The following is a 24565-nucleotide window of genomic DNA, read 5'->3' on the forward strand; positions in this document are numbered from 1 at the left end:
ACAGACTTTCAGGATGACGGTGCGGGGACCATGATGGCGGGATGGCTGTCAGCGAAGGTCTGCTCTGGGACGCGGCGGACAAGAGTACGCGGATGCATGCGCGGCTACGACGCACGGCGGTGATGGGTGGTTGCTGCCTCGGCTCGTTCGGCCTGGTGCTGTGGACGGCCGCCGACGTCAGGTGGGCGGTGTATGTGACCGTGGCCTACGCGGTGGCGGAGATCGCGTACTGGGCGTGGGACCGGCGGCGGCTGGTCGAGGTACGGATCGTCGCCCGCGAGGCCGACGGCCCTGCCAGGCTCCGCCTTCGGCGGGTCGGCGGAGGGGCCAGCGAGCACGACCCCCGCGAGGTGGCCCGGGTCCTCGTCATCCACGACAACGTCATCGACGACTCGGCGAGACTCCGTCTGAGCCTACGGAGAAGACGGCTCTCCTTCGCACGTCCAGGTCGCCCCCCGGTGCTCGCTGCGTGGCGCACGACGTGTCCGACAGCCGACGTCAAGGGCAGGAACGCCTGGTGGGGCATGCCGGGAACTCCTGACTGACACCGACTCCCCTCCGGGGCCGGTCAGTTCATGGCCCTTGCGCGGCACGGCCTAGCGTTTCAGATAGGCCAGTACGGCCAGCACCCGGCGGTTGTCGTCCGCGGACGGTTCGATCCGCAGCTTGGCGAAGATGGCAGCGGTGTGTTTGGCGACCGCGCTCTCGCTGATGAACAGCGTCTGCGCCACGGCCGCGTTGGAGCGGCCCTCGGCCATGCGTCCCAGTACGTCCAGCTCGCGCGGTGTCAGCTCCGCCGTGGTGCCCCGGGCGTCGCTGCGGGCCAGCAACCGTGCGATGACCTGCGGGTCCATCACCGTACCGCCCGCGGCGACGGTGCGGACCGCGTCGACGAACTGGGTGGTGTGCGTGATCCGGTCCTTGAGGAGGTAGCCGATCGCACCCTGTCCCCCGGCGAGCAGTTCGTGCGCGTAGAGCTGGTCCACGTACTGGGACAGCACCAGAACCGGCAACGCCGGCCGGGTCCGCCGGGCCTCCAGGGCTGCCTGGAGGCCCTCGTCGGTGAAGGTGGGTGGCAGCCGGATGTCGACCACGGCCACGTCCGGCTCCTCTTCGAGGAGCGTCCTCAGCAGGGCGGGGCCGTTGTCGACCGCGGCGACCACCTCGAAGCCGTGGTCCTGCAGGGTGCGCGTCAGCCCGTCCCGGAGGAGGAAGAGGTCTTCGGCCAGGACGACGCGCACGGTATCTCCAAGGTCGCGGTGGTCGGACCGCCCCGCGGGCTGTGCAGGACGAGGGTTCCGTCGAAGGGGGCGAGCCGGCGCCGGATGCCCCGCAGTCCGTTCCCGCCCGGGTCCGCGCCGCCGCGGCCGTCGTCGGCGACCACGACGCGCAGGACGCCGTACGTATGGCTCAGCCGGATGCGGACCTCGGGGGCGCCGGAGTGCTTGGCGGCGTTGGCGAGCAGCTCCGCGGTGGCGAAGTAGCCCGCGGACTCCACGGACGCCGGGAGCCGGCCCGGCAGGGCGGCCTCGACGTGGACGTCGAGGTGGCTGTCCAGGGCCAGCGAGCGCACCGCGTCACCGAGACCCCGGTCGGCGAGGACGGGCGGCAGGACGCCGTGGACCAGCTCGCGGAGGTCCTGCAGGGCCCGCTGGGAGGTGGCGCGCACCTCCCGCAGCAGTGCCCGGGCGGCCGGAGGGTCGGAGTCGAGGAGCCGGACGGCCTCGTCGAGGGTCATGCCCAGGGCGACCAGCCGGGCCTGCGCACCGTCGTGCAGGTCCCGCTCGATGCGCCGCAGTTCGGCGGCCTGGACGTCGAGGATGTCGGCGCGGGACTCTGCGAGGTGCTCGATGCGGCGGACGAGTTCGGTGGTGTACGGGGCGGCCAGCAGCCGCCCGCTCCAGCGGGCGTGCAGCCGCAGCGCCACGGGGGCCAGGAGCACCCCCGCGACGCCGAACGCGACGCCGAGCAGGAGAGCGGCCAGCATCGCCGCCGGGGATTCGACCGGAACGAAGGCATACCAGTTTCCGTCGCCCAGGAGCCGCCAGACGAAGGGCTGTACGGCCGCACCGAAAACGCCGTACGCGACGAGCGCCAGGGGCACGGCGACGAGGAGCGCACCCGTCCACGGCTCCGCCCAGGCCCAGCGCAGGTCGCGCCAGAACCCGATGTCACCGAGGAGGGCGAGGGCCCGTCGGCGGCGTCCGGCCGTGCCCTCGCGCGGGACCGACCGGGGCGGCAGCGGTTCCGGCGGGCTGATCACGGTTCCCGTCCAGCGGGCGGCCCAGCCGCGGTAGCGGTCGGACAGGCGGCGCAGGGCCGCCGCGGCGGGCGGGAGCAGGAAGAAGCCGACGCCGACGGGCAGGAGCAGCAGTGCCCCCACCACGAGGGCGCCGGCCCCGGACACGGCGAAGGCGGCGAGCGAGAGCAGCTGGCAGCGGCCGATGTCGGCCGCGGCGACCCTGATGCCGGTGCGCTCGCCCCCCTGTGCCATGCCCACCTGTCTGTGGTTCCGTTCCGTCACGTCAGCGCTCTGCGCGCGCCGTTGCGGTGATGCTATCCGGCGCCGTCGCCGCCCGGCGGGCGGAGGCGATCCAGGGGAGCGCTGCGACCAGACAGGCCGCGCCGAAGAGCACCATCGGCAGGACCGCCCCGGACGTCTCGTCCGTGACGAGCAGCATCCCGAGGTTGACCAGGGTGTGGAAGCCGCCGGCGAGCAGCAGCCTGTTGCTCCGCAGGCGTTCCAGAGCCAGACCGAGGATCACGGACAGGGCGACGGTGGCCAGCAGGAAGCCGGCCGCGTACGCCGGGTCCTGCGCGAGGACCGGTACGTGCCACAGGCCCCAGGCCACGCCCACCAGGACCGAAGAGGTGACCGGGCCGAAGCGGGTGCGCAGCAGCGGCTGGAAGTAGCAGCGCCACCCGATCTCCTCGCCGCAGGCACCGACGAGCTGGGCGGCCACGACCAGGACGAGGGGGTTCTCCAGGGCCCGAGGGCCGGTCACCGGGAGTGAGCCGGCCACCAGTACGCCACCGCCCGCGCACAGCGCGGTGATCAGGGCCGGGGTGAGCAGGAGGGCCGCCCGGAGGCGTGCCGAACTCGGCACCTCGTAGCCGGCCGGCGCGCTGCCCCGGGCCGGCCCGCTGCCCCGGGCCGGCCCGCTGCCCCGGGCGGGCCCGCGGCCCCGCGCCGGCAGGGTTCCCGCGAGCCGGTCCCTGACCCGGCCGGCCCACAGCAGCGCCACGGCCGCCACGGCGACGGCGGGCCCGAACTGGGTCAGTTGCACCACCTCGGGCGGGATCCCCGTCGCGGGCTGCACGGCGCCCCACAACCCCGCCGCCGCGAAGGCGACCGCGAGGAACGCCCCCGCTTCCACCGCCCACCCCGTCCGCGGCTGCCGCTGCCCCTGCTTGCGGTCCGGCATGCTGCCCGGCCTCCCCCGTCGATCGCTTCCGGCGTGCCCGTCACGCCCTGCCCCCGACTCTGCCGGTGCGGATCCGCGCCGCCCTTGTACGTGGATGCCGAAGGGGGGTGTACCCAGGTACACCCCCCGCCGGCAGACGACCCGGAATGCCTCGCCCTGCAAACGATCTTCAGACCTTCACCCGCGGCCGCCGCGGCCCAGGACGCCCTCCCCGGGGTCAGCGCCCGGCCAGCGTGTCGCGCAGCCGCCGGGCCTGCTTGAGCAGCTGGGACGAACCCGGCTGCTGCCCGAGCGCGGTCACCTCGGGCAGCTCACCGTAGGCACCGGACAGCCGCGCGGAGTCCGCCGCGACGGCCAGCAGCGCCCCGAGCGCCTGCGGCCGGACGCACGCCAGGAAGCCCGGGAGCGCGGGGGCCAGGACCGCCCAGACCGCCTCGGCTCCCCCCGGCAGGGCGGCCGCCGCCCGCAGCGACTCGGTCAGCAGGGGCACCTTCAGCGTGCCCAGCCCCACGAGTTCGGCCAGCTCCCGGCCCAGCAGTTCCCCGTCCAGCCGGCCCCGCGCGGCCAGCAGGACCAGCGCCCGCACCGCGGCCTCCCGGTCCCGCTCCGGGACGGAGGCGAGCCCGTACGCGACGGCGAGGTGCACCGCGGGTCCGGCCGGTCCCTCGGCCGCAGCCAGGGCCTCCAGGAACGCGGGGGCCCCGCACCCGTCCTGGTCGGCCGCCGAGGCGACACCCGCCAGGAGCCGGGCCGCGGCGATCTCCGGGTGCCAGGGCAGGGTCGCGACCGTGTGCGCGTCCCGGCCGTCGGGCAGGGACGCGTGCGCACAACCGATGTACGGCTCGAACTTCCGGAACAGCGACCAGAAGCGCCGGGGGAACGCGCCCCGGCCGTCGATCGCATCGTGCCCCACCAGGATCCGGCGGCCGATCCGCGCTCCGCGGCGCCTGCTGGGACGCTCGGGCGCACCCGACTCGCGCTCCCGCCACGACGCCGGCAGGGGCAGACCGCCCTGCCGCAGCCAGGCGGCCACCCGGGGCCCCTCGTCCAGCTCCAACTTCTCCGCCGCGCGCACCGCTCCGGCATCCACCGGGCCGCCGCAGCGCAGCAGCGCCTGCCCCAGGTCCGCGGGGCCCGGCCGGACGCCCAGCCGCCCGTACTCGGCGAGGCGCGCTACCAGTTCGTACGGCTCCACCGCGCCGGACGGCCTGCTCGGCACGGACAGCAGGAAAGGAACGGGGTCACCTGCCCGCAGCCGCGCGCCGAGTTCGACGACGCGCGCTCCGGCGACGTAGTCCAACGCCACGTGCTGGCACAGTTCCAGCCAGCCCGCCCCGGCGTTCTCCCAGGACTCCCCGCCAAGCGGACCGACCGCGGCACCGACGACACCGGCGACCCATCGCACCCGGGGGTGCGGCAGCGCCGTGAACTCCCCCGGAAGGGAGCGCAACGCGGCGGTCAGTGTGTCGCGGTCCCGGTAGCTGTGGCTCACCACGGCGTTGAGCACGCGTTCGAACGCCTCGACGCCGGGGTCGCGGCGGTCGGCCAGCACGGCCGCGACCTCGTCGGCGAGCCCAGCCGGTGACGGTACGGCGAATTCCCCCTCGATCATGTGACGCAGGCTAAACCGTCCCACCGACAGCGCCACCGCCGACCGAGGCGCAGCGTGGCGATGGCCATGGTCTGCCGAACCGGGCCCGCTGAGCTCGTCCGGGCACGGCGATGCCCCCGCCCTCCGGGAGGGCGGGGGCATCGCCGTGTCTCAGACCGTGGTGCGGCGCCGGCGGCCGGTGCCGGCGACCAGGGCAACGCCCATGGCCACTGCCACGCCCGCGCCGCCCAGGGCCCAGGTGGTGGCCGGGTCGGCGCCGGTGGCGGCGAGTTCACCACCCGCGGGGGCGGTGGTCGTGCCGGTGCCGGTGCCGGTGCCGCTGTTGATCGGGGTCGCGCCCCCGTCGGGCTTCGGCTGGTTGCCCGTATTGCCCGTGTTGCCCGTGTTGCCGCCGTCGTTCTTGTCGGCGGCGACGATCTTGGTCAGGCGGGGCTTGGAGCGCGACTCGACGTACGAGTTGGCTTCCTCGTCGTACGGTCCGCCGCCCCACGAACGGATGCTGAGGTCGCCCGTGGGCGCGTCCGCGGACACCCGGATCCGGACCTGGACGTCAAAGGCCTTGCCGCTGCCGATCGGCCCGGACGCGAGCTCGTAGGCGAAGTTGTCCTGCTCCCCGAGCCAATCTTCCGTCGGGTGCCAACCGAGGACACCGTTCTCGTCCTTGCTGTAGACCTCGACCCGGATCTGGTCGCGGTTCATGCCGGACCGGTCCAGATGGGACAGGCTCATCCCCAGGTCGAACGTCTTCTGGGCGTCCTTGCCGGTGTTGTCGACGTGGACGGTCACGTTCGCCCACCCGCCACCGGCGGTGATGGAGCCGGGCACCTCGCTCACCGTCAGGGCGGGCCCCTCGATGAACGTCGGCTGCGTCTCGTCCCCGTCCTCGGCGCCCTCGATCTTGGACTGGTACCAGCTCGCGGGGGACGCGCTGACGATCGAGCCGTTACGGCTGGTGCCGTCGGAGTACAGATCGAAGGGAAGGGCCGGAGTGTCGGCGGTGAAGCTGATCCGCACCTCCACCGTGTAGACCGCCTCGGCGGCCACGGAGGCGGTGGTCCCGAGGTAGTACTTGAACCCGGGCCCCATGGTTTCGGCGGTGACGGCCTTGACGGGCTGCCAGGTGCCGCCGACCAGCCGCTCGACCTTGACCTGCGAGGTCGTGAAGCCGCCGTCCCACTGCATGACGTTGAGGCTCGGGGTGTAGTTCGGGACGGCGCGGTGGCCGGCGTTGTCGACCTCCACGTTCAGCTTCGTCCAGCTGCCGTCCTTCTTGAACCCGTCCTTGGGGATGCCGTGGACGGTGACCTCCGGGCCCATCAGGGTGCCGGTGGGCTGCTCGTACTCATCGTCGGAGGCGTTCCCGGCCTCCTTGGATGCCGTCTGGCCCGCGGGCTTCTGGCCCTCCGGCGTCTGGGCCTCCGGCTTGGCCCCGGGCTTCTGGGCCTCGGGCTTCTTCGCCTCCGGGGCGGCCGTAACCCCGGGCGCCTCCGCGGGCGCCGCCGCGGCCGCGGGCGCGGCGGATCCCTTCGGCTCGGTGTCCGGGACGGTCACCGCGGGCTGGGCGGCCTCGTCGGCCATGGCGGGCGTGGTCATGAGGACCGTCGGGCCGACCACCGCAGCCGCGGCCACCGCAGCCAGGCGCTTGTTGAACTTCACTGCTGTTCCCCTCTGCTTTGAACAGGATCAGATTAAGAGGCAGATCACCGTTCAACCATCGAGGGAGATCACAGCTTCGCGTCGATGCCGTAGGGCACCCTGCACCCTTCCGGACATACGCCGCGCCATGCGCACCGGTGCCCCTCGCGCTACGCCCGCCAGCCGTGGAGCAGCAGGTCGAACACCGTCTCCACAGCCGCGTGTGGATCCTCTCGACCCTTGACCAGGGTCGGGACTTGCAGGACGAACCGCGCGAGTGCCGAGCAGGCGAGATCGTCCGACTCCCGGCCGAGTTCCTCCGCGATCACGGCGCCGAGGGCGCCCGCATGGCGCATCCACATGCGCTCCGCGTATTCGCGGAGTGCGGGCGTCCCGTCCACCAGATCGGCGAACCGGTGCAGACGCGGATCCGACGCGAGCGCCGCCCAGGACTTCAGCGCGTGCGCACGGAGCGCCTCGACCACGCCCTGACCCTCGGGCCGTTCACGGACGGCGGAGGTCAGCGCCGCCTCGACCTCCTCTTCACGGTCGAAGACCAGCGCCTCCTTGCCCGGGAAGTGCGCGAAGAGGGTCGTCGTCGACACGTCGGCCCTTTCGGCGACATCGCGGACGCTCACCTGCTCGAAACCGTGCTCCAGGAAGAGCTCCAGGGCGGCGTCGGCGATGGCCTGTCTCGTCGCGGCCTTCTTGCGCTCGCGACGGCCAATGGTCGGGATCGGAGAGTCGGGCATGGGCCCACGGTACCCCAGAAACTGAAGCGAACCAGAAACTGAAACCGTTGCACTTTCGGACTCATTTCTGCTTTGGTGGTCTCCGTAGGGGAGCCGCGCCGTGGGGGCGCGGCACCGGCCATCGCCGCGCCGTGGCGTCGGCGTCGCCGGGAACCCCGACCGACGAAAGGAATCCACCATGGACTCTCCGACGCCCGCGAACGCGCGCATCAGCATCATCGGCGCCGGACCGGGAGGCCTCACGTGCGCACGCATCCTGCAGCGGCACGGCATCCCGGTATCGGTGTACGACCGCGATCCGGAGACGGACTCCCGGAACCAGGGAGGCTCGCTCGACTTGCACGAGGAGGACGGCCAGCTCGCACTGCGCGAAGCGGGCCTGCTGGAGGAGTTCTTCGCGCTCGCCAGGCCCGAGGGACAGGAAATGCGCCGGATGGACCCGACGGGGCGCGTCCTTGCCCACCACCTGCCGGACGAGGGCGAAACGGTCAGCCCCGAGATCGACCGCGGACAGCTCCGCGATCTGCTGCTGCGCTCACTCGCTGCGGAAACGGTTCAGTGGGGCCGCACGCTCGCATCGGTGGGCGGACCGGCCGGCGGGCCGCGAACACTGACGTTCACCGACGGGACGGCAATGGAGGCGGATCTTGTGATCGGTGCGGACGGCGCCTTCTCCCGTGTCCGCGCCGCCGTGTCGCCGGCGACACCGCGCCACACCGGGGTCAGCTTCCTCGAGGCATGGTTCGACGACATGGAGGACGCGCACCCCGAGCTTTCCCGACTGGTCGGGAAGGGCAGCGCCCACATCGCCGACGGCGAGCGTGGCCTCTTCGCACAGCGCAACAGCGGCGGCCACATGCGCGTCTACATCATGCAGCGCGTCCCCGCGGACTGGATCGCGGCGAACGGGCTTCGCCCCGAGGACACCAATGGCATCCGCCGGCATCTGCTCGGCGAGTACGCGGCCTGGTCGCCGCAGATACTCCGGATGATCACCGACAACGACGGCGCCTACGTCGATCGCCCGCTCTTCGCCCTGCCGGTGCCGCACACTTGGGAGCACTCGCCCAGCGTGGCGCTGCTGGGAGACGCCGCACACCTCATGCCGCCCCTCGGCGTCGGCGTCAACCTCGCCATGCTCGACGCCGGCGAACTCGCGCTCGCTCTCGTCCACTCCCCCACCATCGACGACGCTGTACGCAGCTACGAGAAGTCGATGCTCCCGCGCTCGGCCGAAATGGCCCAGATGCTCGAAGGCGGCGCCGAGCACCTCCTGTCCGTCCCCGACCCGGACGAGGTCGAGCGCTTCGGTCAGGCCGAGTCCTGACGCAGGTCCCGACCCTCGGCCCGCTCCTCCGAGCCGACAGCGACCGGTGCGGCTTGGGTCAGAAGGTCAGAAGGTGTGCCACTCCTCCAGCGGCACGTGGTCCCACGGGTCTCCCGTCCAACCGCTGTACAGGAACACCGGCCGGGTCAGGACACGGTCTCCGGCCCGCTGCGCCCGAAGGAACAGGCCCAGGTCGTAGGAGACCGGATTCCCGTCCACGGCGTACTGCGACTGGAGCCCATGTTCCTTGTTGTACTCCAGGAGCCATTCCTCGGCCTCCGAAGGAACCCGGCCCACCAACCCCGCACCGTCCAATGTCACCTGGGGGCCCGTCAGAGCGTGAACAGCCACTCCGGCCAGGTGACCGGCTTTCGTGTAGTAGAGCGTCACCCCGAGATCGAAGAAGGCCTGCCTGTCAGGGGCCGGGCTGTGACACGCGCAGTCGAACGAGACACCTGCCTCTGATTCCGGACGGCCCAGGGCCACGGCCACCTCGGCCGGCCTCATCCCGAACTCCAGCGGCCCCACACCCACCAGAGGGCTCCACGCCCACTGCTCACGGTCCTCGTCCTTCTTCACGTCCCACGGACCCACGACGTGTCCCCCACAGTTGGTTCTCCTCGTACTGCCTCGCCCCCCCACACCACCACACCCCCGCAGGACTGCTCACAGCCGGGGTCGCGAGGCGCAAGTACCCCCGGTCCCGAGGGCCCGGCCGCCTTCGCCGGCGATCCGCTGACCTACGAGGAGACCGTGTGCCGGGTCTCCGTCAACCGCGGCCACTCCTTCGCGTTCCGCGCGGCTCCCGATGACGTGCCGGGGCTTCGCTAGCTTGTGGGCACATGAGCTTCGTTTCCTTGCCCGCGCGGGCGACCCGGAGGTTCCTGTCCGTGCTGGCCGCATCCGCCGTGCTGCTCGTCGTGAGCGGGATGCCGGCCGCGGGTCGGAGCGCCGGCCCCGCGCCGGTGGAGCGGCTGTACGGGAGCGCGGTCCGCCAGGTCCCCACATCCGGGCGGGTGATGGCTCTGACCTTCAACGCCGCCTGGGACGAGGCAGGACTCGACACCGTCCTGAAGGTGCTGCGGCAGCAGAAGGCACCGGCCACGTTCTTCGTCACGGGCCACTTCGCCGAACGCCACCCGGGCGCCGTCCGGGCCATCGCCGCGGCCGGGCACGGCATCGGCAACCACTCGCACTCCCACCCGCCGTTCGGCCGGCTCACCGCCCCCGAGCGCGCGCAGGAGATCACCCTGGCCGACCAGGCGATCCGCGGGGCCGGTGTCGTACCGCTGCCCTTCTTCCGCTTCCCCTACGGAACCACCACACCCACGCAGATCGCCGAGGTCAACGCCCTCGGGCACGCGGACATCGAATGGACCACCGACACCGCCGGATACAAGGGCACCGCCGCCGGGATGACCGTACAGAAGGCGGTCAAGCGGGCCCTGGACGCGCTACGGCCCGGAGAGATCGTGCAGATGCACGTCGGTTCCCTCGACGGACAGGAACCGGTCATCGACGCCCAGGCCCTGCCCCAGATCATCGACGCCGTCCGTACCCGCGGCTACGGCATCGTCGACCTGCGCACCCTGCTCGACCCCGCCGCCTCACCGGCAACGCCCTGACGCGGCGGCAGACAGCGCCGACTGGTGGAGGCTCACCACGCAGCCGTCAGGTCCCCGTCGGGTCGGCCCGTGCGCCAACTCCGTAGCGGCACCACCCGCATCACCGACATGGTCAAGGCCGTGCTGGCCGACAAGACGGCGAATCCGGCGTATATGTGGTACCCGGCCACCGGCCCCGGCGGGGAGGCTGGAGAGGTCTCACAGCCCCTGCGCGACCCGAAGTCGCTCGATCTGCCGCAGAACGGGAGCCTCGGAGAGGCGGGGATACGGCTCCGACCCCGCCCCCGCCATGTCGACGATGCACACACCGACCCGCGCCACAATGCGATCGACGACGTCGGCGGGCTCGGCGGAGCCTTCCTCAAGGACGGTGATCCGGATGCGGATCGTGTCTTCGGGGAACCCCGCTCTGTCGAGGTCCTCGTACCGCACGGTCGCCTTGCGGCCGTCAGAGCCGTCCGAGGGGCAGGCCGCGACAGCCGAGCGCAGCCGGGCGAACGTCGTCTCGGCCCCTGTCGCCGAATGGGACGCGAGGAAGTTCACCGTCGGGTTCCCGGGTTCGTCGGAGTCGAGGGTCTGGGCGATGGCGGCCTGGGCGCCCCGCTGGTTGAGCAGGGCCCACATGGTGGGGCACGGGGCCAACGGTTCCGTCTGGGGTACGGGCCTCAGCTCGGCCGGGTGCACGTCCCGGATCCCGTGCGCGGGGGCCGGCACCCCGGCGGCCTCACCCGGCTGCAGCGCCAGCTCCCGCAACCGGGCGGTGTCCGGTATCGCGCCGGCCGCCCCCGGCGTCGGCAACGGAACGGAAGGGGAAGCGGAAGCGGAAGGCGCCGGACCTTTCCGCGGCCCTGAAGGGGCTCCAGGGGACTGCGTCCCTACCAGCACCGCGTCTGCGGAGACGGAACCCGTTCCGCCGGAACAGGCGGAGAGCACAAGGCAGCCGGCGGCCACCGTCAGGACGCGGACATGGTGCTTGAACACGTGAGAAGCCCCCCGGCAACGAGTCGATCAGGATGATCCGCCCCGAACTGTAGCCGTGCCCGATGCCGTGCCACCGCCCCCCGTCCGGTGCGTTCGGAGCGTTACGGCCCGGCGGCTTCGAGGGCGTGTACGAGGGAGTCGACGAGCGGGTCGGTGACGGCAGAACGGCGGGCGGTGACGACGCGGCTCGGCGGGTGGCCGTCGACGGGGACGAAGGCGATGCCGGGGCGCGCGTGCCGCAGCGCGGCCCCCGCCGGGAGGAGGCCGACCGCTCCCTCCCACAGCACGGCGTGCAGGCACTCCTCGACGGACGCCACCACCGGGCCGGGTGCGTCCTCCTCGGCCGCGAGCCAGTAGGCGCGCCACCGGTCGTCGGTTCCCGGCGGCAGGCGGAAACGCGGGCGGTCGGCCAGCTCCGTGACGCGCAGGCGCGCGCGGGCCGCCAGTGGGTCGTCCGCGGGCACCACCGCGACCACCGGCTCCTCGCCGAGCGGCCGGACCGTCAGACCCGTCGTGTCGAAGGGCAGACGGGTCAGCGCGAGGTCCACCCGGCCCTCGCGCAGGCCGGCCGTCGGGTCGGTGACCGGTGCCTCGCGCAGCCGCACCCGCACTCCGGGGCGCTCGCGCCGCAAGGCGTCCAGCGCCGCCGGGCCGACCTCCAGGCCCGCGCCCGCGACCGTGCCCAGGACGAGGACCCGGCCCGCCTCCGCGCCGCGGACCCGCTCACGGGCACGTTCGGCGCGTTCCAGAAGGTCTCGCGCCTCCGCCAGCAGCACCTCGCCGGCAGGGGTGAGCCGCGCCCCGGTGGGGATCCGGTCGAACAGCCGGCACCCGAGGTCGGCCTCGAGCTCGCGGATCCGGCGGCTCAGCGGCGGCTGGGCCAGACGTAGCCGTACGGCCGCGCGGCCGAAGTGCCCCTCTTCGGCGACCGCGACGAAACAGTGCAATGCCCGCAGGTCCATGACCAGCCACGATACCGAGAACGAAGCCGACCACCCGAAACCGGTCTTGGACGGCACCGGGGCTCCTGCGGTGAGGTGGTGCCAGGCGCCGGGCAACAGGCCCCGCCGCCCCAAGCCCCTCATCGCTTCAGGAGTCCGCCCGTGTACGCACAACCCGACGACCTCCACCGCGCCCGCCAGGTCGGTGGCAACGCCCCGGCGGAGTTCGCCGCCTGGATCGCCTTCCAGCAGGCCGTGGACCGGGAGGACGGGGCGGTGCCGCGCCGCTACCGCGAACTGATCTCGGTTGCGGTCGCGCTCGTCACCCAGTGCTCCTACTGCCTGGACGTACACACCGCCGCCGCCCGCCGCCACGGAGTCACCGCCGAGGAACTGGCCGAGGCCGCCTTCGTGACCGCCTCCGTCCGGGCAGGCGGCACACTCGCCCACGCACTACTCGCCGACCGCCTCTACGAGCAGCACACCCACGCCGCGGCACCCACCCACGGCTGAGGTCACTTCTTCATGCAGAGCTGGCGGTACGCCTCGTCGTAGGCGACGTCGTAACCGACGCGGTAGCCGTTCTGGTACGCGGTGATCCGCACGTCCGGCTTGGTCGGCGGGACCAGGTTCGCGTGCTCCCGGGTGCAGGTCAGCCGGGCGTCCTCCCTGCCCCACGTGGTTCCCGCCGCCCGCCCGGCGGCGGCCATGCTCTCCGGTGTCTGCGTCTGCGGCGGCTTCTGCGCCGGAGGGAGCTGGGGCAGGTCGCAGTTCCTCTCGTACGTGTGCGCGTAGGCCTGGTTGTAGCCGTCCACGTAGCCCTGCCGCTTCCCCTGTTCGAACGGGGTGGGGTTCACCGGCGACAGCGGGGGCGGGAGCTTCTGGCAGCGCAAGCCGCTCTCGTAGCCGGCCGTCAGCCCCAGGCTGAAGCCCTCGCGGCAGCCCAGGTGGTACGCGTCCTTGGGCTGGCTCAAGAGGTGGCACACGCTCGGGACGGCGGGAACGGCCGCCGTGGCAGCCGGAGTGGCCGAAGTGAGGGCGAGCAGGGCCATGAGCGGTGCTGCGCCGAAGGCGGTGAGACGTGCTGTTCGGCTACCGGTCATGGCTGCCCCCACGGGTGGTCACGGGCGTGACCGGGGTCGCGGCGGGCGACGCCGGGCTTGAGGGGTCGAAACCGATTCATGGCGATCCTCCGGGGAGGCGTTCGGCCCGGACGTCCCGCCGGCTCGAGGCGGGGGAATCGGAGGGAGGAAGCCGACGGGGCGGGTCCGGTCCGCAGCCTTCGCGCCGCCTGCCAGACGGCTGGTGAAGGGGGACGCCGAAGCGCGTCACTTCGCTTCCATCGTCCCGCTCCCGGGGTGCGGTGTCGACCGGGAGCGCCACCCGCCGTGCACCGGGCCGGCGACGTCACCGCCTGGACGGACCGGTAGGCCCGTCCAGCACATCGGCAACGCCTAAAGCCGGGCCTGGCGCGCCACGCGGTAGCGGAGGTGGACGACTCCTGAGCTGAAGGTGCGGTTCTCGACGAGTTCGAGATCTACCCTGCGCTCGCGCCGGGGAAAGAACGGAATGCCACCGCCGACCAGCACCGGGTAGACCCTGGCGCGGTACTCGTCGATCAGATCCGACGCGGCCGCCTCGGCGGCGAGAGTCGCGCCGCCGATCGCGATGTCGCCCTCCCCCGGCTCGGCCCGCAACCGCTCGATCTCCTCCGCCAGGCCGCCGGAGGCCAGGCGGGCATTGCCCTGCACCGTCGACAGCGTGGTGGAGAACACGACCTTGGGGAGCGGCTTCCAGAGCGCGGCCCACTCGAGCAGGGAGTCGTCGAGCGATGGGTCCTGGTCGGCGGTCTCCCAGTACAGCATCGTCTCGTACAGCCGTCGTCCCAACAGGTGGACGCCGACCTCTCGGATCTCGTCGGTGACGAAGCGAAAGACCTCCTCGTCGGGATCAGTCCAGTCGAAGTCGTCGTTCGGCCCGACGATGTAGCCGTCGAGGGAGACGCCCATCGAGTAGGTCACGCTGCGCATCAGAAGTCCTCCTCGGGAAGAGGTTCGACACTACGACCGTCGGCCGCCGCCCGCCGCAGGACTCATCACGGCTCGCGGGAATCCCCTCGGATCCCCCCGCACCACGCGAGACCATGCCGAAGGACGGCGATCTTCCACGACACGACACGACACGGCCCGGCCCGGCCCTAGGGCAGGCCCACCAGCCCCCAGCCGCGGCGCGCGGCCTGCGTGGTCACCTCGCCCCATTCGCGCAGCAGCGCGGTGAAGTCCTCGAAGGTGTCCGGGCGGCCCACCCATCCCTGACACTCGATGGCGAACGGTTCGCGCAGCTCCTTCAGCCGGGACTCCACCCGCTGCCAGGCACGGGCCTTGCCGGCTACTGCCTCAGGCGGGCACGCCAGCAGGACGCGCGGGGCCCAGCGGCCGGTGGCCGCCGGGAAGAACCCTCCGCCGCCAGTCAGCGCAGGATCGTCGGCCGGATCCGCATCCCAGATCAGACCTGCGAGAAAGGTGTCCATCTCCTCGCGCACGGACGCGTCGACGAGGGGCCGCATGTCGGCCCACCCATCCCCGGCGTGGGCGTGCGGGCGATAGGAGCCGGTGGTGGTGAAGAAGCTGTACTCGACGCACCACGCGGCCCCCCGATCCGGGGGCCACAGCCAGCCGTCGGGGCGCCCGTCTCCCCGGTACTCGTCGCCGAGCTCCGGTGCCCAGCTTGCGTCGTCCAGTGCCTGGACCCGCATCTCGACGGGGACGGCGCTCAAATGCTCCCAGTCCGCCATGAACAACGTGAGGTCCAGACCCATGGCGCCAGCATAGGCAGACCCCGCGCGCGGGGTCGCCTTGCCGGGACGATCATGACCTCCGCCGGGGCCGTAAAGCGGTGGACAGCCTTTCGGCGCTGGGCGAGCATCTCCGCGATGAACAACGAACTTCTCCCCATCGCCAAACGCGTCCGCTTCGTCGAGCTCAGCGCAAAGGCTCTACGGGCGCTCGCCGACGGTGACCTCGCCGGCGGCAGCGCCGAGGCCGGGGTCGCCCTTGACGAACACTTCGTCTGCGACCGGGCCCGCCGGATCTTCGACTATCGCGCGAACCAGCTCGCCGAGGACCCGTCCGCAGCGCCCTGGATCACCCGGGCCGCGGTGTCCGAGCCGGACGGGGCCGTCGTCGGCGACGCAGGGTTCCACGGGCCGCCGGACGAGGCCGGCGTGGTCGAGGTCGGCTACACCGTCGTGCCCGGGTACCGCCGCCAGGGCTATGCCCGCGCCATGCTGACGGCCCTGCTCGCCAGGGCCGCCGCCGAACCCGGTGTCAGGACCGTGCGGGCCACGATCGGAGCCGACAACAACGCCTCCTTGGCCACCATCGCGGGCTTCGGTTTCACGCGCGTCGGCGAGCGGGGGAACGAGCGCGACGGGATCGCGATCGTCTTCGAGATCCCGGCGGACGCGATTCAGGCCGGGTAGCCGTACGGCCTCGACGGGACATGGTGACCGGCCCGGGCCTCCTGCTCCGGCTCCAGGCGCTCGCGCTCGGCCCGGTCCGCCGCTGCGACAGCGTTCTCCCCGCGCGAAGCCTAGAAGGCCGAGTGGCTGAACCAGTGGGTGAGCAGGTCCGGGTCGCCGAGCAGGTCGAAGGCCTCGCTCCGGCGGTCCAGACGGCCGTAGAGGAGCAGCAGGAGGTCCGCGGCCGTTCCCCGGACCGTGGCGTCCGCCGTGCGGGGCTCGGCTCGGTCGGCCACCAAAGCGAAGCCGTCGGGGCGCAAGGCGACGAGCCAGTCGCCGTCGCCGTCCGTGCAGCTGAAGCGAACGGTCCGGTCAGGGGCGCGCAGTTGGGCGGTCAGCGGCGCGAAAGGGGATGCGAACGGCAGGTTGGTGAGGAACTCGTCGATGCCGTCGACCGCCAGGGGGCGGTCGATGTGCGGTGAGAGCCCCAGTGCGAGTTGGGCGTCGGCCCGGTGGACGAGGGTCTCGAAGAGCATGCGCCGGACCCAGAACCGGGCGTGCTGGTCGACTCCCCAGGCCCACATCGGCGCGTCCAGGTCGGTGGCGGCGAACACCTCGGCGGCCTCTGCCGCGCTCGCGGCCAGCCAGTCCGGCAGAGCGTCGGGGCGCTCCGGGAGACGCAGGTCCACGTCCCGGCTGGTGGGCGGCTGCTGGACGCGTCGGCGAAGCAGCTCGGTGAACCACCGGTGCACGCTGCCGACGTGCTGCGTGAGGTCGGCGAGGGTCCAGCCGGGGCAGGTCGGCACCGGGGTGGAGAGGTCTGCTGCCGTGACCGTGGTGACGAATGCGGCGGTCTCGGCCGCGACGGCCGCTCCGTGCCGGGCGGGGGTCATGTCTGTGCCCTTCCTCTGGTGATGCTGCCCAGGTGGCGAGGATACTTAAGGAAGTAGATGGTTTAAGTCCTTAAGTAATGGCGAAGGTAATCCGCAAGCGTCGGGGATGTCAACTTGCGTGCGGTCCGCGCCGCTCACCGCCGACAGGCCGTCCGGATCGGCCGCCACGAGCAACACCCGGTCCGCGCAGCCGGACAGCAGGGCGCCGGTGGCCGCGGGCAGTCCGTAGACGAAGCCGCTGCAGGCGGCGCTCACGTCCCGGGCCGCCGCGCCGCCGAGGCCGAGGCGCGTCGCCAGCAGCGGGGCCATGGCGGGCATCGGACGGTCCGGAGTGGAGGTCGCGACGAGCACCGTGTCCGCCGGCGCTCCACCCGCCACGGCCGGGCCGGCGCCCGGCTTCGTAGGCGAGTTCACCAGTGGATTCTCCGCGCGCCGCCGTTCACGGATCCCGGTGCGGCGGTACACCCGGGCGTCGTCGACACCCCAGCCCGCCGGGAGCTCCGCGCTGGTGACGACACCGACGGGAACGTACCCGGCGATGCCTTCCAGCACCGCCGGCCTTCCGCGCATCACCTTGAAGATTGAATTCGGAACTTGCGTTCCCTTTCTGCGCGGCGAAAGGGAGGTGTGGCCGCCTAGTGCAACGGGGGGAGGAGTGCGAGGCGTACAGCGGCCTTCCGCGGTGCGGGGGCCATCCTGATGTCTCGCAAGGTCGGCGGGGGATCACTCGCCCGGTCGCCCGCAACCGCCGTTCGACCGCCGTCCCGCCGGAAAGCTACGGAGACCCATGTCCGTGCCCGCCGCCCCTGAAGCCACTGCCGCGGTCCTGCTGCGCCGCCCCCAGCTGTGGCTGGTCCCCACGATCCTCACCGGGCTGCTCGCCCTGCTGCTGTCCCTCCTCTACATGGGCGGCATCGTCAACCCCAACGCGGATCTGCGTGACCTGCCCATCGCCCTCGTCAACGACGACCTCGGCACACCACCGACCGGGCAGCAACAGAACCTGGGGTCACAGATCACGGCCGCCATCGCCACCGACCCCGCGGGCGGCAAGGCCGACTGGCGCACGCTGACCCGCGCCCAGGCCCAGGACCAGCTCGACTCCGGCAAGGTGTACGGCGCGCTGGTGATCCCGGCCGGCTTCACGGACTCCGTCACGGCCCTGACCACGTCCGGGGCCACGAGACTGCCGACCATCACCGTGCTCACCAACCCCGGCAAGGGCAGCCTCGGCTCCTCGCTCGCCGGCCAGATCACGACCCAGGCCGCCCACCGCGCATCCCAGTCCGTCGGCCAACAGCTCACGACGGCCGCCGGCGCCCAGGCGAGCCCCACCGCGAAGCTGCTGCTCGCCGACCCGGTCGACGTCGTCACCCAGGTCGGCCACCCCATCGGCGCCCACAGCGGCCTCGGCCTGACGGCCTTCTACTACACCCTGCTGCTGGTGCTGGCCGGGTTCATGGGCGGCAACGTCATCAGCAACGGCGTGGACACCGCCCTCGGCTACGCCGACAACGAGATCGGCCCCTGGCACACCCGCCGCCCGACCGTGCCGATCAACCGTAGCCAGACGCTGATCCTCAAGATGGTGATGACCGCGGGCATCACGCTCGTCAGCACCGCGCTGGTGATGCTGGCCTGCGTCGTCGTCCTCGGGATGGACGCCTCCCACCGGCCCCTGCTGTGGATCTACTCCTACTGCGCGTCCCTCGCCGTCGGCCTGGGCGTGCAGGCCATCAACGCCGCGTTCGGCGGGATCGGCCAGCTCGTGTCGATGTTCGTGTTCATCGTGCTGGGTCTGCCGTCATCGGGTGCCACCGTTCCGCTCCAGGCGGTCCCCGGCTTCTACCGCTTCCTGTCCCACTTCGAACCGATGCGCCAGCTCAGCGACGGCGTCCGCGCGATCCTCTACTTCGACGCCCGAGGTGACGCCGGACTCACCCGCTCCTGGATCATGATCGCGGTCGGCACCGTCCTGGCCCTGCTCTTCGGTTTCGCCATGACCGCCTACTACGACCGCAAGGGCCACAAGCGCCTCACACCGCAACCCGCCTGATCCTGCCTCTCCCCCTGCCCTGCCCTGCCCTGCCCTCTCACGGTCTTCTGGACGGCCGGCGCAGGACCCGCATGCTGCGGGCGGTCAGGACCGTGGTCGCCGTCGCTTTGATCTCGGTCTCGTCCTGCGCGTCGCCCCCGGCCAGGGCGGTGTCGAGGGCGACCGTCCAGGTCTCACCGTAGGAGGCGGACGGAAGGCGGAAGACCGTGTCCTCAGCGGCCGCGTTGTACATCAGCAGCAGCGAGTCCGGCCACGTGGCGCGTTCGGCGCCCTCTGCCGCGAGGAGGTCCCCGCAGAGATAGACGGTGATGCTGCGGGCGTCGGAGCGGTCCCAGTCCTCCTGGGTCATGCAGTCGCCGTCGGGCCTGAGCCAGACGATGTCGGCGGCCGGAGCGGCCGCGTCCGTGGGAGCTCCCTGCGGGAAGCGACGCCTTCGCAGGACGGGCTGGGCGCGGCGCAGGGCCAAGGCCCGCCGGGTGAACGCGAGCAACTCCGTGTTCGCGGCTTCGAGGTCCCAGTCGATCCAGGACAGTTCGCTGTCCTGACAGTAGACGTTGTTGTTGCCGTACTGCGTGCGGCCCAACTCGTCACCATGGGAGATCATGGGCACCCCCAGGGAGAGGCACAGCGTGGCCATCATGTTGCGCTGCTGCCGCGCCCGGAGGCTGAGAACGCCCTCGTCGCCGGTGGGTCCCTCCACACCGCAGTTCCAGGAGCGGTTGTCGGCGTCGCCGTCGCGGCCGTCCTCGCCGTTGGCCTCGTTGTGGCGCTCGTTGTACGAGACCAGGTCGCGCAGGGTGAAGCCGTCGTGCGCGGCGATGAAGTTGATGCCCGCGCGGGGGCGCCGGCGGTCGGGCTGGTAGAGATCGGCGGAGCCGGCGATGCGGGCGGCGAATTCCGGCAGGGAGGACTCGTCACCTCGCCAGAAGGAGCGGACGGCATCGCGGTAGCGTCCGTTCCATTCGCTCCACAGGGCGGGGAAGTTGCCGACCTGGTAGCCGCCTTCTGCGATGTCCCAGGGTTCGGCGATGAGTTTGACGCGGCTGATGACCGGATCCTGGTGGACGATGTCAAAGAAGGCGGAGAGCTTGTCGACGTCGTGGAACTGGCGCGCCAGGGTTGCGGCGAGGTCGAACCTGAAGCCGTCCACGTGCATCTCGGTGACCCAGTACCGGAGCGAGTCCATGATCAATTGCAGGACGGCCGGGTGCCGCATCAGAAGGCTGTTGCCGGTGCCGGTCGTGTCGAAGTAGTGGGCGGGGCTGTCCTCGACCAGACGGTAGTAGGAAGGGTTGTCGATGCCCCGGAAGGACAGGGTGGGGCCGTGCTCGTTGCCCTCGGCGGTGTGGTTGTAGACCACGTCGAGGATGACTTCGATGCCTGCCCCGTGCAGGGCCTTGACCATGGACTTGAACTCGGTGACCTGGCCGCCGGGGCTTGCGCCGGCCGCGTAGGCGTTGTGGGGAGCGAAATAGCCGATGGTGTTGTAGCCCCAGTAGTTCGACAGACCCTGGTCGGTGAGGAAGCCGTCCTGGGTGAACTGGTGCACCGGCATGAGCTCTAGGGCCGTGACCCCGAGCTCCTTGAGATGCCGGACGACGGCGGGGTGCGCGACCCCGGCGTAGGTGCCCCGTAGTGCCTCGGGCACGTCGGGGTGGCGGCGGGTCAGCCCCTTGACGTGGGCTTCGTAGATGACCGAGTCGTGAAACGCGTGGCCGGGCGGGTGGTCCCCCTCCCAGTCGAACTCTCCGCCGGTCACGACGCCCAGTGGTACGTGGCCCAGGCTGTCGTGGCCGTCCGGGCGGCTCGGGTCCTCGGCATCGTGCCCGCTCAGGGAGGAGTCGCCGTCGATCTGTCCGTCGACGGCCCTGGCGTAGGGGTCGAGCAGCAGCTTGGCCGGATTGCAGCGGAAACCCTCGTCCGGGTTCCAGGGACCGTGGACGCGGTAGCCGTACCTCTGCCCGGGGCCGACTCCGGCGACCCGGCCGTGCCACACTCCGCCGTCCGCCTCGGGCAGGACGATCCGCTGCTCGCCGCCCTCGTCGCCGATCAGGCAGAGTTCCACCTTCTCCGCGCAGTCGGAGAACAGGGCGAAGTTCGTCCCCGAGCCGTCCGGGGTCGCGCCGAGGGGGTAAGGACGTCCAGCGGAGATATCCACCAGGGAAGGTAAGCACGGGAAGGGGGCGGGGCGCCGCGCGCCACGCATCCCGGCTGTGCGTCACCGACCCGAGCCGACCCGAGGACCCGAGCCACCCGAGGCGACCCCCAGCGGCAGGGACGGTTGGGGTGAACGGACTACGCCGTTGGTGTGAGGGGACCAGCGCGGTGACCACTCCCCAGGAACCGTCAGGAAATGCTCTGCTTTGGGTAAAGCGTCGCCGTGTCGCGGCGCCGCCTTCCCGTCTTCGATCCGTCTTCGATCCGTCTTCGATCCGTCTTCGATCCGTCTTCGATCCGTCTTCGATCCGTCTTCGATCCGTCTTCGATCCGTCTTCGATCCGAAAAGCGCCCTTGAAGGAGCCTGACCGTGAGTTACGGGAACACCCTGCGAGAGCAGATCGCGAAGCCCGGCACCACGCCTCTGATCGGCGTGTACGACATGTATTCGGCGTCCGTGGCGGCCGGGCACTACGACGGGATGTTCGTTTCCGGGTTCGGTTTCGCGGCCTCCTACTACGGGCTGCCCGACATCGGGTTCATCGCCTGGCCGGACATGATGGGCTTCGTCCAGCGGCTGCGCGGCGCGTTCCCCCGCCACCACCTCCTGGTCGACATCGACGACGGGTACGTCGACCCGGAGGTGGCCTGCCACGTCGTGGCGGGCCTGGAGCGGATCGGCGCCTCCGGCGTCATCCTCGAGGACCAGAAGCGCCCCCGCCGGTGCGGACACGCGGACGGGAAGCAGGTCCTGCCCCTGGGGGAATACCTCGAAAAGCTCGACATGGTGCTCGCCACCCGCCAGGACCTGGTCGTCGTGGCCCGCACCGACGCCACCGAGGAGGCCGACATCCTCCGGCGCGCGGAAGCCCTGGCCGCCACGGACGCCGACGTCGTACTCGTCGACGGCGTCCGCAGTACCGAGTGGATCGAGCGGATCCGTGGAGTCGTCGGCGGCAAGCCGCTGCTGTTCAACCAGATCGCCGGCGGCAAGTCCCCCCGCCTCTCCCTCAGCGAGCTGGACGACCTCGGCATCGATGCCGCGATCTACAGCACCCCGTGCCTGTTCGCCGCGCACCGGGCGATGGACACCGCCCTCGCTGAACTCCGGCTCGCCGACGGGCGCTTGTCCGCCACCGAGGGCGGCGAGGAGATCGGGGTCACGGAATCCACTCGCCTGCTGGCCAAGAACATCGCCCGCCACCACCCCTTCCCCGCCGCACGCGACAGCGCGGGCGTGAACGCGTGACCCGCCCGCCGGCGGGGTCCCGCCCTGCCGTGGCCGGACGCCGCCGAGCTACGTGTTGTCCTCGTCCGTACGGGCGCGGGCGCCCGAGCGGGTGCGGCCAGGGGTCTGGGCGCGTTTCGGATGGCGGCGAACGTACTCGCTCTCCAGCTCGTTCATCCGCTGCGTATGCGTGGCCAGGGCGGCATCGGACCCGTGCAGCAAGGTCTCGTGGCGCGTCCGGTGGATGCCCTCCAGTTCCTTGAGCAACCGGCCGTCTTCCAGGTCGGGGGCCGACGGCCCGCCCTCGTGGTCTGCCATCGCAGATGCACCTCCTCGCCCCGTACCAGGGCTGCTACCAGTGATCGCGGAGCCGATGCCCCCTCCATCATGGTGCCCCCTTGGGGCGGATTTGGCGCCGTGCCGTGCCCGCCCACCCGCCCATGCCCTGTCCGGGTGGCGCCAGGTTGATCACGCCCTGGGCCTACACGGTGTGTATCCGATTGGCTACGGGTGGGAGCGGGACCGCGGCCCGGGCCGAGCCGGGGCGTCAGCCGGGCGTTCTCCGAGAACGTACAACGCCGGTTGTAGCCGGACGCTCCCCCTGGGGGGAGGAAGGGTCACCTCTTGGTGGTACGGAGGAATCAACTCCCGGCGGACAGACACGGGCGGCGGCCCAGGGCTACGTTGTCGTCCGTTCCGCAACACCCATGACGGAGGATCGCCGCATGCAGACCCGTTTGGCTGATGACCCGCTCAAGCGAACGGTGTGGGGAATAGCCCTCGTCCTGATCGCGGTCACCGCGCTCCTCGGAGCCGCGCCCCGGGCCGCCACGGCGACGACCCTCGCCGCCCCGCCCGTGCCCGTGCTGTCCTGGGGCCCCTGCGCCGACCCGGGGGACGGCTTCGAGTGCGCGACCGCCCAGGTGCCGCTGGACTACCGCCGGCCCACGGGGCGTACGATCCCGCTCGCGGTCACGCGCAAGCTCGCGGCCGACCGGGCGCACCGCACCGGCGTCCTGCTGCTGCATCCCGGCGGACCCGGCAACTCCGGCGTGAACTTCGCCCGTGACAGCTACGAGGCGCTGCCCGCCTCCCTCCGCGACGCCTTCGACGTCGTCGGGTACGACATGCGCGGCGTGGCGCGCAGCGGACAGGTGGAGTGCTGGGACGACAAGGAGTACGCGGCCGCCGTCGACGCGGCACGCGGCGTACCCGGGCCGGGAGCCCTGCAGGACGCCATCCGGCAGGGCCGCGACTTCGCCGCCGCCTGTCAGCAGCGGTCCGGGGACCTCGTGCCGTTCGTCGGCACCGGGTCCAACGCCAAGGACATCGACCTGTTGCGCCAGGCCCTCGGCGAGGAGGCGCTCACCTTCTACGGCCGGTCCTTCGGCAGCTACGTCGGCACCGTCTACGCGGCGCAGTTCCCCCGGCGCGTCCGCGCCATGGTCCTGGACGGGGCCTACGATCCGCGGCGCTACGCCGACGTGCCGTACGCCTACGACGCCGCGCAGTTCGTCGCACTGGACTCCGCCATCGGCCGGTTCCTCGACTGGTGCGCGCAGAACGCCACCACCTGCGGATTCGGCGAGGGCAAGCCCCGGCAGGCCTTCGAACAGCTCAAGCGGGCCCTGGACGCCGACCCGGTCATCACCGCCAGCGGGCGCCCGGCGACCGGTTACACCCTGGCCTACCGCCTGATGTTCAACATCAACTCGGGCAAGGAGGTCTGGCCCTACCTGGGAGAGGCCTTGCGGGCGGCCCAGGCACGGCAGGGTTCCTTCCTGCTGTCGCCCCCCTCGCCCGCGTCCTTCGACTTCCTCAACGTCAACATGGCCGTCGAGTGCGCCGACCGCGTCTACCCGACGAGCCGGCTGCTCCTGGGCGCGCTGGTCAGCGCGCACGTCGCCTCGGCGCCCCTGCTGGGACCCCCCATCGGCCTGGGGCCGCCCACCTACGACCACAACCACGCGCCCACCTGCGCCCAGTGGCCGGCCGAGCGCCCCAGCCGCTTCGAGGGCTCCTACCGGGCGACCGGTTCCGCCCCGATCCTGGTGCTCGGCACCACCGGGGACCCGGACACCCCGTACCAGGACGCCGTGGCCCTCGCCGGGACGCTGGACAACGGACGGCTGCTGACGTTCGCGGGTGAAGGACACACCGCGTACAACCGGAGTGCGTGCGTCAGCGCCCTGGTCACGGACTACCTCGCGACCCTGGCACTGCCCGCACGGGGCACCGTCTGCGCGGACGAGACTCCCCCGGACCCGCTCGCCCGCCGCACCCCGGTCATCGAGGTCGACGAGACGCGCGATGTGATCCCCGCCCTGCGGTGAGCACCCCGCGGTGAGCACCCTGCGCTGAGACCGGTACTGCCGGTCGGGGCCGCAGCCGACCGCGGCTGCGGCCCCGAACTCGTCGCACCCCTCGGCCGTCTGCGGCAGGGTGCGGCGCACGACGTCGGCGGCGGCGTCGG

24 protein-coding genes are annotated in these 24565 nt (G+C 71.9%); 8 read left to right on the forward strand and 16 right to left on the reverse strand.

Features of this window, described 5'->3' with window-relative positions; genetic code table 11:
* The first annotated feature begins 41 nt into the window (after positions 1-41).
* Entirely contained in the window at positions 42-545 is a 504-nt protein-coding gene (locus tag ACZ4TG_RS08655; RefSeq protein WP_468160786.1) for a hypothetical protein, read from the forward strand.
* A gap of 51 nt (positions 546-596) precedes the next feature.
* Here the strand turns inward: ACZ4TG_RS08655 and ACZ4TG_RS08660 are convergent, their stop codons facing one another.
* From ACZ4TG_RS08660 to ACZ4TG_RS08685, 6 genes are all read right to left on the reverse strand, one after another.
* Positions 597-1241: a response regulator transcription factor gene (locus ACZ4TG_RS08660; RefSeq protein ID WP_468160788.1), complete on the reverse strand. Its 645-nt coding sequence runs from the start codon at positions 1239-1241 to the stop codon at positions 597-599.
* Complete coding sequence (locus ACZ4TG_RS08665; RefSeq protein ID WP_468160790.1) at positions 1193-2494, reverse strand: sensor histidine kinase; 1302 nt, start codon at positions 2492-2494, stop codon at positions 1193-1195. The genes ACZ4TG_RS08660 and ACZ4TG_RS08665 overlap by 49 nt, the downstream gene beginning before the upstream one ends.
* Positions 2495-2525: 31 nt before the next feature.
* Entirely contained in the window at positions 2526-3425 is a 900-nt protein-coding gene (locus ACZ4TG_RS08670; protein ID WP_468160792.1) for a lysostaphin resistance A-like protein, read from the reverse strand.
* Positions 3426-3642: 217 nt separating this feature from the next.
* A complete protein-coding gene (locus ACZ4TG_RS08675) occupies positions 3643-5037 on the reverse strand; it encodes a hypothetical protein (protein WP_468160794.1) in 1395 nt (464 codons plus the stop codon).
* Positions 5038-5187: 150 nt separating this feature from the next.
* A complete protein-coding gene (locus ACZ4TG_RS08680) occupies positions 5188-6693 on the reverse strand; it encodes a hypothetical protein (protein WP_468160796.1) in 1506 nt (501 codons plus the stop codon).
* Positions 6694-6842: 149 nt separating this feature from the next.
* A complete protein-coding gene (locus ACZ4TG_RS08685) occupies positions 6843-7424 on the reverse strand; it encodes a TetR/AcrR family transcriptional regulator (RefSeq protein WP_468160798.1) in 582 nt (193 codons plus the stop codon).
* Between the two features lie 178 nt (positions 7425-7602).
* Here ACZ4TG_RS08685 and ACZ4TG_RS08690 point away from each other — a divergent pair, with 178 nt between their 5' ends.
* Positions 7603-8751, forward strand: a complete 1149-nt coding sequence (locus ACZ4TG_RS08690) for an FAD-dependent oxidoreductase (protein WP_468160800.1) — start codon at positions 7603-7605, stop codon at positions 8749-8751.
* A 66-nt stretch (positions 8752-8817) separates the two neighbouring features.
* On the opposite strand, the gene ACZ4TG_RS08695 is transcribed toward ACZ4TG_RS08690, so the two are convergent.
* Positions 8818-9345, reverse strand: coding sequence for a hypothetical protein (locus ACZ4TG_RS08695; RefSeq protein WP_468160802.1), 528 nt, complete (start codon positions 9343-9345; stop codon positions 8818-8820).
* Positions 9346-9593: 248 nt separating this feature from the next.
* Between ACZ4TG_RS08695 and ACZ4TG_RS08700 the strand changes: the two genes are divergently transcribed.
* On the forward strand, positions 9594-10376 hold the full coding sequence (locus ACZ4TG_RS08700; protein ID WP_468160804.1) for a polysaccharide deacetylase family protein: 783 nt from the start codon (positions 9594-9596) through the stop codon (positions 10374-10376).
* Positions 10377-10574: 198 nt separating this feature from the next.
* Here the strand turns inward: ACZ4TG_RS08700 and ACZ4TG_RS08705 are convergent, their stop codons facing one another.
* Together ACZ4TG_RS08705 and ACZ4TG_RS08710 are read right to left on the reverse strand one after the other, a co-directional pair.
* Positions 10575-11174, reverse strand: coding sequence for a hypothetical protein (locus ACZ4TG_RS08705; protein ID WP_468160806.1), 600 nt, complete (start codon positions 11172-11174; stop codon positions 10575-10577).
* A 284-nt stretch (positions 11175-11458) separates the two neighbouring features.
* Positions 11459-12319, reverse strand: a complete 861-nt coding sequence (locus ACZ4TG_RS08710; RefSeq protein ID WP_468161440.1) for a LysR family transcriptional regulator — start codon at positions 12317-12319, stop codon at positions 11459-11461.
* Between the two features lie 141 nt (positions 12320-12460).
* Here ACZ4TG_RS08710 and ACZ4TG_RS08715 point away from each other — a divergent pair, with 141 nt between their 5' ends.
* Positions 12461-12811: a carboxymuconolactone decarboxylase family protein gene (locus tag ACZ4TG_RS08715; protein WP_468160808.1), complete on the forward strand. Its 351-nt coding sequence runs from the start codon at positions 12461-12463 to the stop codon at positions 12809-12811.
* 2 nt (positions 12812-12813) lie between these two features.
* Here the strand turns inward: ACZ4TG_RS08715 and ACZ4TG_RS08720 are convergent, their stop codons facing one another.
* The 3 genes from ACZ4TG_RS08720 to ACZ4TG_RS08730 all read right to left on the reverse strand — a co-directional run bounded on the left by ACZ4TG_RS08720 (position 12814) and on the right by ACZ4TG_RS08730 (position 15116).
* Positions 12814-13401: a hypothetical protein gene (locus ACZ4TG_RS08720; RefSeq protein ID WP_468160810.1), complete on the reverse strand. Its 588-nt coding sequence runs from the start codon at positions 13399-13401 to the stop codon at positions 12814-12816.
* A 351-nt stretch (positions 13402-13752) separates the two neighbouring features.
* The gene (locus ACZ4TG_RS08725; protein ID WP_468160812.1) at positions 13753-14328 is read right to left on the reverse strand and encodes a dihydrofolate reductase family protein; all 576 of its coding nucleotides are present in this window, start codon (positions 14326-14328) and stop codon (positions 13753-13755) included.
* Positions 14329-14495: 167 nt separating this feature from the next.
* Complete coding sequence (locus ACZ4TG_RS08730; RefSeq protein WP_468160814.1) at positions 14496-15116, reverse strand: hypothetical protein; 621 nt, start codon at positions 15114-15116, stop codon at positions 14496-14498.
* A gap of 114 nt (positions 15117-15230) precedes the next feature.
* On the opposite strand from ACZ4TG_RS08730, the gene ACZ4TG_RS08735 reads away from it, so the two are divergent.
* Entirely contained in the window at positions 15231-15779 is a 549-nt protein-coding gene (locus tag ACZ4TG_RS08735; protein ID WP_468160816.1) for a GNAT family N-acetyltransferase, read from the forward strand.
* A 110-nt stretch (positions 15780-15889) separates the two neighbouring features.
* Here ACZ4TG_RS08735 and ACZ4TG_RS08740 read toward each other — a convergent pair whose 3' ends face one another.
* Both ACZ4TG_RS08740 and ACZ4TG_RS08745 read right to left on the reverse strand, forming a co-directional pair.
* Complete coding sequence (locus ACZ4TG_RS08740; RefSeq protein ID WP_468160818.1) at positions 15890-16651, reverse strand: maleylpyruvate isomerase family mycothiol-dependent enzyme; 762 nt, start codon at positions 16649-16651, stop codon at positions 15890-15892.
* 45 nt (positions 16652-16696) lie between these two features.
* Positions 16697-17221 (reverse strand): hypothetical protein, encoded by a 525-nt coding sequence (locus ACZ4TG_RS08745; RefSeq protein WP_468160820.1) that lies wholly within the window; start codon positions 17219-17221, stop codon positions 16697-16699.
* 217 nt (positions 17222-17438) lie between these two features.
* On the opposite strand from ACZ4TG_RS08745, the gene ACZ4TG_RS08750 reads away from it, so the two are divergent.
* Complete coding sequence (locus tag ACZ4TG_RS08750; RefSeq protein ID WP_468160822.1) at positions 17439-18707, forward strand: YhgE/Pip domain-containing protein; 1269 nt, start codon at positions 17439-17441, stop codon at positions 18705-18707.
* A gap of 37 nt (positions 18708-18744) precedes the next feature.
* Here the strand turns inward: ACZ4TG_RS08750 and glgX are convergent, their stop codons facing one another.
* Entirely contained in the window at positions 18745-20859 is a 2115-nt protein-coding gene (gene glgX / locus ACZ4TG_RS08755; protein ID WP_468161442.1) for a glycogen debranching protein GlgX, read from the reverse strand.
* 375 nt (positions 20860-21234) lie between these two features.
* On the opposite strand from glgX, the gene ACZ4TG_RS08760 reads away from it, so the two are divergent.
* On the forward strand, positions 21235-22113 hold the full coding sequence (locus tag ACZ4TG_RS08760) for an isocitrate lyase/PEP mutase family protein (protein WP_468160824.1): 879 nt from the start codon (positions 21235-21237) through the stop codon (positions 22111-22113).
* Between the two features lie 48 nt (positions 22114-22161).
* Here ACZ4TG_RS08760 and ACZ4TG_RS08765 read toward each other — a convergent pair whose 3' ends face one another.
* A complete protein-coding gene (locus ACZ4TG_RS08765; protein WP_468160826.1) occupies positions 22162-22410 on the reverse strand; it encodes a DUF6158 family protein in 249 nt (82 codons plus the stop codon).
* Positions 22411-22817: 407 nt separating this feature from the next.
* Between ACZ4TG_RS08765 and ACZ4TG_RS08770 the strand changes: the two genes are divergently transcribed.
* The gene (locus ACZ4TG_RS08770) at positions 22818-24425 is read left to right on the forward strand and encodes an alpha/beta hydrolase (protein WP_468160828.1); all 1608 of its coding nucleotides are present in this window, start codon (positions 22818-22820) and stop codon (positions 24423-24425) included.
* The last annotated feature ends 140 nt before the right edge of the window (positions 24426-24565 follow it).

It is taken from the genome of Streptomyces sp. NPDC028314 (genome assembly GCF_055565795.1).

Excerpts from the sequence above, each read along its gene's own strand:
- ACZ4TG_RS08655 (WP_468160786.1), top strand. The coding sequence starts at position 42 with ATGGCTGTCAGCGAAGGTCTGCTCTGGGACGCGGCGGACAAGAGTACG.
- ACZ4TG_RS08665 (WP_468160790.1), bottom strand. The coding sequence starts at position 2,494 with ATGGCACAGGGGGGCGAGCGCACCGGCATCAGGGTCGCCGCGGCCGAC.
- ACZ4TG_RS08670 (WP_468160792.1), bottom strand. The coding sequence starts at position 3,425 with ATGCCGGACCGCAAGCAGGGGCAGCGGCAGCCGCGGACGGGGTGGGCG.
- ACZ4TG_RS08675 (WP_468160794.1), bottom strand. The coding sequence starts at position 5,037 with ATGATCGAGGGGGAATTCGCCGTACCGTCACCGGCTGGGCTCGCCGAC.
- ACZ4TG_RS08685 (WP_468160798.1), bottom strand. The coding sequence starts at position 7,424 with ATGCCCGACTCTCCGATCCCGACCATTGGCCGTCGCGAGCGCAAGAAG.
- ACZ4TG_RS08690 (WP_468160800.1), top strand. The coding sequence starts at position 7,603 with ATGGACTCTCCGACGCCCGCGAACGCGCGCATCAGCATCATCGGCGCC.
- ACZ4TG_RS08700 (WP_468160804.1), top strand. The coding sequence starts at position 9,594 with ATGAGCTTCGTTTCCTTGCCCGCGCGGGCGACCCGGAGGTTCCTGTCC.
- ACZ4TG_RS08710 (WP_468161440.1), bottom strand. The coding sequence starts at position 12,319 with ATGGACCTGCGGGCATTGCACTGTTTCGTCGCGGTCGCCGAAGAGGGG.
- ACZ4TG_RS08720 (WP_468160810.1), bottom strand. The coding sequence starts at position 13,401 with ATGACCGGTAGCCGAACAGCACGTCTCACCGCCTTCGGCGCAGCACCG.
- ACZ4TG_RS08725 (WP_468160812.1), bottom strand. The coding sequence starts at position 14,328 with ATGCGCAGCGTGACCTACTCGATGGGCGTCTCCCTCGACGGCTACATC.
- ACZ4TG_RS08730 (WP_468160814.1), bottom strand. The coding sequence starts at position 15,116 with ATGGGTCTGGACCTCACGTTGTTCATGGCGGACTGGGAGCATTTGAGC.
- ACZ4TG_RS08735 (WP_468160816.1), top strand. The coding sequence starts at position 15,231 with ATGAACAACGAACTTCTCCCCATCGCCAAACGCGTCCGCTTCGTCGAG.
- ACZ4TG_RS08740 (WP_468160818.1), bottom strand. The coding sequence starts at position 16,651 with ATGACCCCCGCCCGGCACGGAGCGGCCGTCGCGGCCGAGACCGCCGCA.
- ACZ4TG_RS08745 (WP_468160820.1), bottom strand. The coding sequence starts at position 17,221 with ATGCGCGGAAGGCCGGCGGTGCTGGAAGGCATCGCCGGGTACGTTCCC.
- ACZ4TG_RS08750 (WP_468160822.1), top strand. The coding sequence starts at position 17,439 with ATGTCCGTGCCCGCCGCCCCTGAAGCCACTGCCGCGGTCCTGCTGCGC.
- ACZ4TG_RS08765 (WP_468160826.1), bottom strand. The coding sequence starts at position 22,410 with ATGGCAGACCACGAGGGCGGGCCGTCGGCCCCCGACCTGGAAGACGGC.
- ACZ4TG_RS08770 (WP_468160828.1), top strand. The coding sequence starts at position 22,818 with ATGCAGACCCGTTTGGCTGATGACCCGCTCAAGCGAACGGTGTGGGGA.